We start from the raw sequence: 7,665 nt of genomic DNA, 5'->3' as shown, positions 1-7,665 counted from the left end.
TCTATCAAAGCAAACTGCGTCTTGGAGCCCAGAGCCCGGCCACCGGAGACTACCACCCGGGCGGCGGTCAGTTCGGGCCTGCTGGAGCGCACCGCGCGGCGCTCGACCAGCCGAGTACGACCAGCGAATTCGGGTACGGCCAAGCGTTCGATGAGAGCCTGCCCGCCCGTCGCCGCCTTGGCAAACGCGGTGGCCCGCACCGTCATCACCTTGACGGGTGCCGAGCTTGCCACTCTGGCGATGGCATTGCCCGCATAGATGGGGCGCAGGAAGGTGTCGCTGCTCTCGATAGCCGTCACCTCGGAGAGCATCTCCACCCCGAGCCGGGCCGCCACCTGTGGCAGCAGCGCCTTGCCCATGGCACTCGCCGCCATCAGGCAGTGGCTGTAACCTTCGCACCAGCTGGCCAGCAGCTTGTCGACCCCATCCAGCAGCCCGTCGGCCAGCAGGGGATGTTCGGCAAGCAGCACCTTGTCGACACCGCCAATAGCAGCCGCCTGTTCACCCGCCTCGGTCAGCCCCTGCCCCAGCAACAGCAGGTCAACCTGACCGCCGATGGAGACGGCGGCGGTCACCAGTTGTGCCACGTTGTCGGCCAGATGGCCCTGATGATGTTCGGCAATGATCAGCACGCTCATGGCAGCACCTTCGCTTCATGTTTGAGTTTGTCCACCAGCTCGTCCACCGAGCCCACCTTGATCCCGGCGCTGCGGGCTGGCGGCGCCATCACCCCGAGCAAACGGGTCTGGTTGGCCACCTCAACGGCGAGTGTCGAGAACGGAGCGCTATCAAGCGGCTTGCGCTTGGCCTTCATGATGTTGGGCAGCGAGGCAAAACGCGGTTCATTCAAACGCAGATCGGCGCTGACCACCGCAGGTAGCGGCATGGCGAGGGTTTCAAGCCCGCCATCGATTTCACGGGTCACCCGCAACTCCTCTCCTTCCAACCTGATGGCAGAAGCGCAGGTAGCCAGCGACCAGTCGGTCAGGGCGGCCAGCATCTGGGCCACCTGACCGTTGTCCGAGTCAATGGACTGCTTGCCGAGCAGCACCAGATCCGGCTGCTCCTGCTCACACACCTTGTGCAAGGCGCGGGCAACCGTCAGCGGGGCGAGCGTCTCATCGGTGACATAATGCAGCGCCCGATCCGCCCCCAGCGCCAGCCCATGGCGCAGTTGCTCGGCGGCAGCGTCAGGGCCGAAAGTCACCACCACCAGCTCGCTGGCGATACCCGCTTCCCGCAGCCTGACCCCCTCCTCCACCGCAATTTCACAAAAGGGGTTGATCCCCATCTTCACATTGGCCAGCTCCACGTCGGAGCCGTCTCCCTTCACCCGGATCTTGACGTTGTAGTCGACTACCCGTTTGATTGCGACCAGCAGCTTCATGGGGTCATGCCTCGTCTCTTTGGATTGAATTCATTAGTGTGCCTCTGCGTTTGTTGCAGTACGCTCTTCCCTGATTTTTTGCTTTTCTTGCTCAGTTTTGCTTACAACTGCTTTACGTTTACGTAAACTACCAGCATTACCCTAGGCCAACCAGAGCGCAGAGGCAAGATGGAACGGGAAGCAATGGAATTTGATGTCGTCATCGTCGGCGGCGGTCCGGCGGGGCTCAGTGCAGCCATCGCCCTGAAACAGCAGGATGCCACTCTCTCTGTCTGTCTACTGGAGAAGGGGGCGGAAATTGGCGCCCATCTGCTCTCCGGCGCCCTTTTTGATCCCGTCGCCTTGCAAGAGCTGCTGCCGGCTTGCTGGCAGCAAGCGCCGCTCGGCGTACCGGTCAACGACGATCAGGTGCATCTGCTGCAAAGCGAGCAACGCTCCCTGCAACTCCCCGCCTGGGCGGTGCCGCCCCGGATGCACAATGAGGGTTGCCATGTGGTCAGTCTGGGCAATCTCTGCCGCTGGCTTGGCCAACAGGCGGAAAAACTGGGAGTCGAAATATACCCGGGATTTACCGCCAGCGAACTTATCATGGAAGCGGGCCGGGTCAAGGGGGTGATCACCGGCGATCTGGGGCTGGATCGGGCAGGCAATCCGAAAGCAGATCATGTGCCCGGCATGGCGCTGCTCGGCCGCTACACCCTCTTTGCCGAAGGGGCCCGCGGTCATCTCGGCAAGCAGCTGATCGCCACATTCAATCTGGCAAGCCCTGCCCAGCCCCAGCACTATGCCATCGGCTTCAAGGAGCTGTGGCAACTGCCAGCAGGTCGGGGCAACCCGGGACAGGTGCTGCACGGCAGTGGCTGGCCCCTTGGCAAGCAGGGGGGCGGCAATAGCCACGGTGGCTTCTATCTCTATCACATGGAGGGGGATCAGGTGGCAGTCGGGCTGATTGTCGATCTCAACTACCAGAATCCCTGGCTCAGCCCGTTTGACGAATTCCAGCGCCTCAAGCATCACCCGCTTATCGCTGGCGTGTTGCAAGATGGGGAGCGCATCAGCTATGGCGCCCGCGCCATCACCAAGGGGGGCTGGCACGCCCTGCCCCGCATGCACTTCCCGGGCGGCCTGCTGATCGGTTGTGATGCGGGCACCCTCGACTTTTCCCGCATCAAGGGGATCCACACCGCCATGAAGTCCGGCATGCTGGCGGCAAAAACCGTCGCGATGGCGCTGCAGGGTGGCGATGAAGGGGGCCGGGATCTGGCCCAGTATGGCGACGAGCTGCACCAGAGCTGGCTGGCCCGCGAACTCAAGGCGGCGCGCAACTTCGGCGCGGCGCTTCACCGCTATGGTCCCTGGTTGGGCGGTGCCTTCAACTTGCTGGAGCAACGGCTGTTTGGCGCAAACTCGCCCTTCAAACTGCTCGATAAGGCTCACGATTACCGTCAGCTGCGCGTGGCCAGCCGCTGCGAGCCCATCCATTATCCCAAACCCGATGGCAGACTGAGCTTTGACAAACTCTCGTCTGTGTATCTGGCCAACACCAGTCACGACGAGGATCAGCCTTGCCACCTCAAGCTGCAGGACGAGCGCATTCCGGTCGAGGTCAATCTGCCCACCTGGGCCGAACCCGCCCAACGCTACTGCCCGGCCGGGGTGTTTGAAGTACTGGAAATGGAAGGCGCGGCCAAACTGCAGATCAACGCAGCCAACTGTATTCACTGCAAGACCTGTGACATTAAAGATCCCAGTCAAAACATCGTCTGGACACCGCCACAGGGGGGCTCCGGGCCCAATTATCCGAATATGTGATGGAACGGCGATGCCAAGATACGGTGACATCAAAGATACTCCGTCCCAAAACATCGTCTGGACACCACCACAGGGGGGCTCCGGGCCCAATTATCCGAATATGTGATGAAGCGGGGCAGCGGCAACAAGCAGCCCCAGCTAGCCCTCCCCCAACCAAAGGCTGGGTTCTACCCCGCATAGCCACTCAGGTGATCCGACCTCGCTGTTTTTTTGAACAAACAAGCTGAATCCCTGATGAATAGCCCCTGACAAGCGCGGCCCGCCCCTGTATAGTTCGCCGCATTCAGGTTTTCCATCGGCCCGATCTGCTTATCCACGGGATCGCCTTCTGCAGCGATCTAAGGCCGCATGACCTGTGCAACCATCCCTGATTACCCATGACTTTTTAAGGGGGGACAGATGATCACCGCCTACATTCTCAACAACAAGGTGCTGGATATAGTCACGCTCGGGCCTGACGACATAGTACCTGACAACACGGTCTGGCTGGATGCCTACAAGCCGGACACGGCAGAGCGAGAATGGTTGACGGGCCTGTTCCTGGAAGAGGTCCCCGACAAGGAAGAGCTCGACGACATCGAAGCATCCGCCCGTTTTTACTGGGATACCGATGGTCTGCACATTCACTCCCTGTTTCCCCAGCGGATCGGTCGTGACACCAAGGGTGTCCACGTCTCCTTTACCCTGCGCAACAACCTGCTGATCAGCATTCGTGAAGATGACATCGGGCTGGTGCGCCTGCTGCGCCACTATATGCGCCAGGATCGGCTGGAGGTGGAGGATGCCCTCGACATCCTGCTGGAGGTGCAAAACCTCAAGGTGGAGTACCTCTCCGACCTTATCGAAGATGGTTACAAGACCTTGGAAAACACCGCCGATCAGATCTTCGAGCCGGATCAGATCAACCCCATGCTGAAAGAGTTGATGGCACAGGAAGAGGCCAACGGCCAGATCCGTCTCTCTCTGCACGATACCCGCCGCGCCCTGCGTTTCCTCAAACGCAGCCTGCGCCAGCGCATGAGCCTTGAGCAGAACAAGTGGATCGACGAGATGCTGCACGACGTGGAATCCCTGTTGCCCCACACCCAGTTCCTGTTCGACAAGATCAACTTCCAGCTGGAGGCCTCCATGGGGGTGACCAATCTGGAGCAGAACAAGGTGATCAAGATCTTCTCGGTAGCCGCCGTGATCTTCCTGCCGCCGACCCTGATCGCCAGTATCTACGGCATGAACTTCGGCCGCATGCCGGAGCTCGCCTGGGAGTATGGTTATCCCATGTCACTGGTGCTGATGGTGATGTCATCGCTCGGCACCGGCCTCTTCTTCAAGCGCAAAGGCTGGCTGTAACGCCGCCGAGGTGCGCTGCGATATCTGAAGAAACGGATTGGGGGGCATGGCCCCCCGATTAATTTGCGCCACACCCAACGCCTTGCAAAGGGCGCTTCGTCGCCCCATATCCCCTTCATCACTCAATTCAAGTGGATAACGGGCAACCATGACCCTCTACCCCGAACACCGATATGACGATCACGGCCAGTTGCGCCCGCCTCTCTGGTTCTGGCCCATCGCCCTGTTGCTGACCCGCTCGGTCTGGCTCTTTCTGATGGCGGGAGTGACCCGCGAGAGCGGCAGCGAGATCCTGACCCTCTTTTATCCGGACAAGATCACCCTCTACATCAGCCTGCTGACCGACGTACCCGCCATGCTGGCGTTGCTCGCCTGCGGGGGCACCTATCAGCAGACCCAGAGCATTCGCGCCAGACTCCGGCGCCACAGCCCGCTGCTGCTGCTCTGCTCTGCCGTCAGCGGCCTGCTGATGCAGTTGCACAGCCTCAATCTGCAGAAGTGGTCATTCAGCTGGCCCACCGCACTGGTGCTGGTCGCCAGCCTCTGGGCGCTCTGGTATCTGCTGCGCAGTCGCCAGCTACGGGAATATGCCGCAGATCAGCCCCACTGACGGGGCTGACACCTATTGACGAGTGACCCGGATCTGCAGGGTCTGGCGCTCGCTCTGGCTGCCTCGCCCTCCCTGTAGCTGGGTGCCGAGGCTGCTCCCCTGATCTGCCGAGCTGGTCGAGAGCTCCCCCACCGTCAGCCACTGGCCAGGGACCCCGCTCACCTCAGTAGCACTCTGCCCACGATTGATGGTGCCCTGCTCCAGCCTCACCTGTTCGCTACTGAGCGCAATCTGCACCCGATCGCCAATCAAGGTGGCCGTGGCATAGAGGCCGTTCACCAGCGGCATCATTCCCACCACTGCCCCCCCGTTCCATTGGTAGAAAGTCACCGGTTGATAGGAGCCCATCTGCAGCAGCACGGGACGGCCCGACAGCCCGCGCACCTGCCAGCTGTCGTTCTGGCTGCGCTGGTACTGCCGGGCATTGCCATCGACCAGCCACTGCCGCTTGGCCTCGTCGCGACTGATTGAGCCCCCCAGTTGCTGACCGCTGGCGGCACCATCGACCCGCCACTCGATAAGCAGGTTTTGCGGTGGCTGGTTGATCTGCGCCAGCGTGGCTTCGGCCTCCTGCAGCTGGGCTGGCGTCCCGCTCAGCACCAGCTGATTACCCATGGCACTCACCCCTAGCTGGGGATAGATCTCCTTGAGGGTCTGCACCGCCGCCTGCGCCTCGAAGACCGGGATCACTTTCACCTCGGCCCACAGCGGCCAACACCACAACCAAAACAACAGCCAGCATCCTCTCCAGCGCCACTTCCCCATCCTTGTCTCCCTCTCAGATCCGTCGCCGTAAACCGAGCTCTCATGCCTCGTCATCATGAGCCATTCCTTGCGCTTTTCAATCCATGGCACCGTCCACTTGAGGCAAAAAGCAGGGCAAGACAGCAAATAAAATCAACAATAATTATCATTTTCTGTAACACGGTAATCGCTCGGATGCAATTCGGTCTCATTCTTCGAGCTTGCCGTCGATGAAGCCAGTGACCACCCCCCCCGCCGCCATCCACCTGGCCCTGCTTGTCAACATGCTCTCCATGGGCAGCATGATGATGGTGATGCCGCTTGGGCCGGATCTGGTGACTAGCCTCGGCATGGCACCGGAGCAGACCGGCTATTTCAGCGGTGGCGCCACCCAAGGAGCCGCCCTAATTGAGCTTATCGCCGCTCCCTGGCTCGACCGGGTCAATCGCAAGCCCGCGTTGCTGATGCTGCTGACCTTGCGTTTTCTGCTGTTGATGGCCTGCGCCCTGGTGCAAAACAGCCAGCTGCTGCTGGGGCAGTGTGGCCGGGCCGCTTGCAGCTATCCTGGTGGTACCCCTTGCCCTTATCCTGGTCCAGTGGTTCGGCTGGCAGAGCCCCTTCCAGCTGTTTGGGCTCTGCGGCCTGCTGCTGGCGCTGATCACCCTGCTAGGTTTAGCCCTGCCGGTCGGCATGCCCGTCTGCTGCTGGTATCGGGTCAGAGCGGCGTTCTGCACGGATTTGACCAGCTGGCCTGGATCAATATCGGCTGCGGTCTGCTAGCCTGCGGCGGTGTCTGATTCCTGCTCAAGGGGCTGGCACAGACAAGAAACAACAATAATCCCGAGTCTGGCCCCACCAAACAAGGAAGTCAGCGAGCCACCGGCCCCAGAGCCGGACCCCATAACCTCTGTTTTATTCATGGAGTTTTGACTATGCAGTTGCAGCCAGACGTATCTCGATTGAACCCCACTCTGCTCTCACTTGGTCTGTGTGCCCTGCCAGGCCTGGCACAAGCCGAGGCCCCCAAAGCCAACGAAACCATGGTTATCACTGCGACACAGACCAAGCATACCGAACTCTCGGCCCCAGCTAATGTCTCTGTGATCACCCGTGTCGACCTGGATAAACGTTCGGTCATGGATCTGACCGATACACTGAAGACAGTGCCAGGGGTATCTTTCATCCCGTCCACGCCGAATGGTCGCTATGAGATCAAATTGCGGGGCATGGGAGGTAAATATGCGTTGATCCTGCTCAACGGCCACCGTCTGAATGCCCGGGAAGTGATGGAAGACAACGATGGCAATGACTTCGATATCGCCTCCATCCCAGTGGCCGCCATCGAGCGGATCGAAATTTTGCGTGGCCCGGCCTCCTCTCTGTATGGTTCTGATGCCATGGCCGGTGTCATTAACATCATCACTCGCACACCTGGGAACAAGACAGAGGGCAGCCTTGGCTATGACTATCGCAACATCACCTCTGGCAAAGGGGGAGACCTCTACAAGGGTAGCGGCTACCTCAGTGGTGCCCTGGTCGACGATAAACTCTTTAGAAGTCTGATGGTTGAAAAATACAATCGCGATGCTTGGCAATCGGGTTCAACTTGGGTTGAGAATACCTCTTGTTAAACTCCGCCGGGCTGACATTGCCAAGTCGTGAATGCCGACGCTGGCGGTTGTAAAAAATCTCTATGTATTCCTGGATCGCTGCCTTGGCCTCCGCTCTCGTCTTGAATCTATGGTGGTGAACCAGTTCATTTTTA

Annotated in this window: 9 protein-coding genes; 5 read left to right on the top strand and 4 right to left on the bottom strand. The window is 60.1% G+C overall.

The genetic code is table 11. From position 1 onward, the window contains the following. Together AB5Y85_RS12175 and AB5Y85_RS12170 are read right to left on the bottom strand one after the other, a co-directional pair. Positions 1-638 (bottom strand): electron transfer flavoprotein subunit alpha/FixB family protein (locus AB5Y85_RS12175; protein WP_368221493.1); only part of this gene is annotated, 638 nt, incomplete at its 3' end. Next, positions 635-1,387 (bottom strand): electron transfer flavoprotein subunit beta/FixA family protein, encoded by a 753-nt coding sequence (locus AB5Y85_RS12170; protein ID WP_257687855.1) that lies wholly within the window; start codon positions 1,385-1,387, stop codon positions 635-637. The genes AB5Y85_RS12175 and AB5Y85_RS12170, both read right to left, overlap by 4 nt. Positions 1,388-1,555: 168 nt before the next feature. Here AB5Y85_RS12170 and AB5Y85_RS12165 point away from each other — a divergent pair, with 168 nt between their 5' ends. From AB5Y85_RS12165 to AB5Y85_RS12155, 3 genes are all read left to right on the top strand, one after another. After that, on the top strand, positions 1,556-3,199 hold the full coding sequence (locus tag AB5Y85_RS12165; protein WP_257687856.1) for an electron transfer flavoprotein-ubiquinone oxidoreductase: 1,644 nt from the start codon (positions 1,556-1,558) through the stop codon (positions 3,197-3,199). A 399-nt stretch (positions 3,200-3,598) separates the two neighbouring features. Beyond that, complete coding sequence (gene corA / locus AB5Y85_RS12160; protein WP_005337059.1) at positions 3,599-4,546, top strand: magnesium/cobalt transporter CorA; 948 nt, start codon at positions 3,599-3,601, stop codon at positions 4,544-4,546. Between the two features lie 148 nt (positions 4,547-4,694). Next, complete coding sequence (locus AB5Y85_RS12155) at positions 4,695-5,156, top strand: DUF2919 domain-containing protein (RefSeq protein WP_042023947.1); 462 nt, start codon at positions 4,695-4,697, stop codon at positions 5,154-5,156. 12 nt (positions 5,157-5,168) lie between these two features. Here the strand turns inward: AB5Y85_RS12155 and AB5Y85_RS12150 are convergent, their stop codons facing one another. Beyond that, positions 5,169-5,921 carry a hypothetical protein gene (locus AB5Y85_RS12150; protein WP_257687857.1) on the bottom strand — a complete coding sequence of 251 codons (753 nt, stop codon included), beginning with the start codon at positions 5,919-5,921 and terminating at the stop codon, positions 5,169-5,171. A 218-nt stretch (positions 5,922-6,139) separates the two neighbouring features. Between AB5Y85_RS12150 and AB5Y85_RS12145 the strand changes: the two genes are divergently transcribed. Then, positions 6,140-6,697: an MFS transporter gene (locus AB5Y85_RS12145; RefSeq protein ID WP_307772329.1), complete on the top strand. Its 558-nt coding sequence runs from the start codon at positions 6,140-6,142 to the stop codon at positions 6,695-6,697. A gap of 135 nt (positions 6,698-6,832) precedes the next feature. Then, the gene (locus AB5Y85_RS12140; RefSeq protein WP_368221491.1) at positions 6,833-7,531 is read left to right on the top strand and encodes a TonB-dependent receptor plug domain-containing protein; all 699 of its coding nucleotides are present in this window, start codon (positions 6,833-6,835) and stop codon (positions 7,529-7,531) included. Here the strand turns inward: AB5Y85_RS12140 and AB5Y85_RS12135 are convergent. Next, on the bottom strand, positions 7,452-7,665 hold a 214-nt coding region (locus AB5Y85_RS12135; protein ID WP_368221489.1), incomplete at its 5' end, for an IS3 family transposase. The genes AB5Y85_RS12140 and AB5Y85_RS12135 overlap by 80 nt on opposite strands.

Origin of the sequence: Aeromonas sp. R3-1 (assembly GCF_040908345.1) — a bacterium.
GTDB classification, from domain to species: domain Bacteria; phylum Pseudomonadota; class Gammaproteobacteria; order Enterobacterales; family Aeromonadaceae; genus Aeromonas; species Aeromonas veronii.
Note: the sequence above shows the minus strand (reverse complement) of the source record. Positions and strands in the feature narration are given on the sequence as shown.

Coding starts and splice junctions, on each gene's coding strand:
- AB5Y85_RS12170 (WP_257687855.1), bottom strand. CDS start 1,387: ATGAAGCTGCTGGTCGCAATCAAACGGGTAGTCGACTACAACGTCAAG.
- AB5Y85_RS12165 (WP_257687856.1), top strand. CDS start 1,556: ATGGAACGGGAAGCAATGGAATTTGATGTCGTCATCGTCGGCGGCGGT.
- corA (WP_005337059.1), top strand. CDS start 3,599: ATGATCACCGCCTACATTCTCAACAACAAGGTGCTGGATATAGTCACG.
- AB5Y85_RS12155 (WP_042023947.1), top strand. CDS start 4,695: ATGACCCTCTACCCCGAACACCGATATGACGATCACGGCCAGTTGCGC.
- AB5Y85_RS12150 (WP_257687857.1), bottom strand. CDS start 5,921: ATGGGGAAGTGGCGCTGGAGAGGATGCTGGCTGTTGTTTTGGTTGTGG.
- AB5Y85_RS12140 (WP_368221491.1), top strand. CDS start 6,833: ATGCAGTTGCAGCCAGACGTATCTCGATTGAACCCCACTCTGCTCTCA.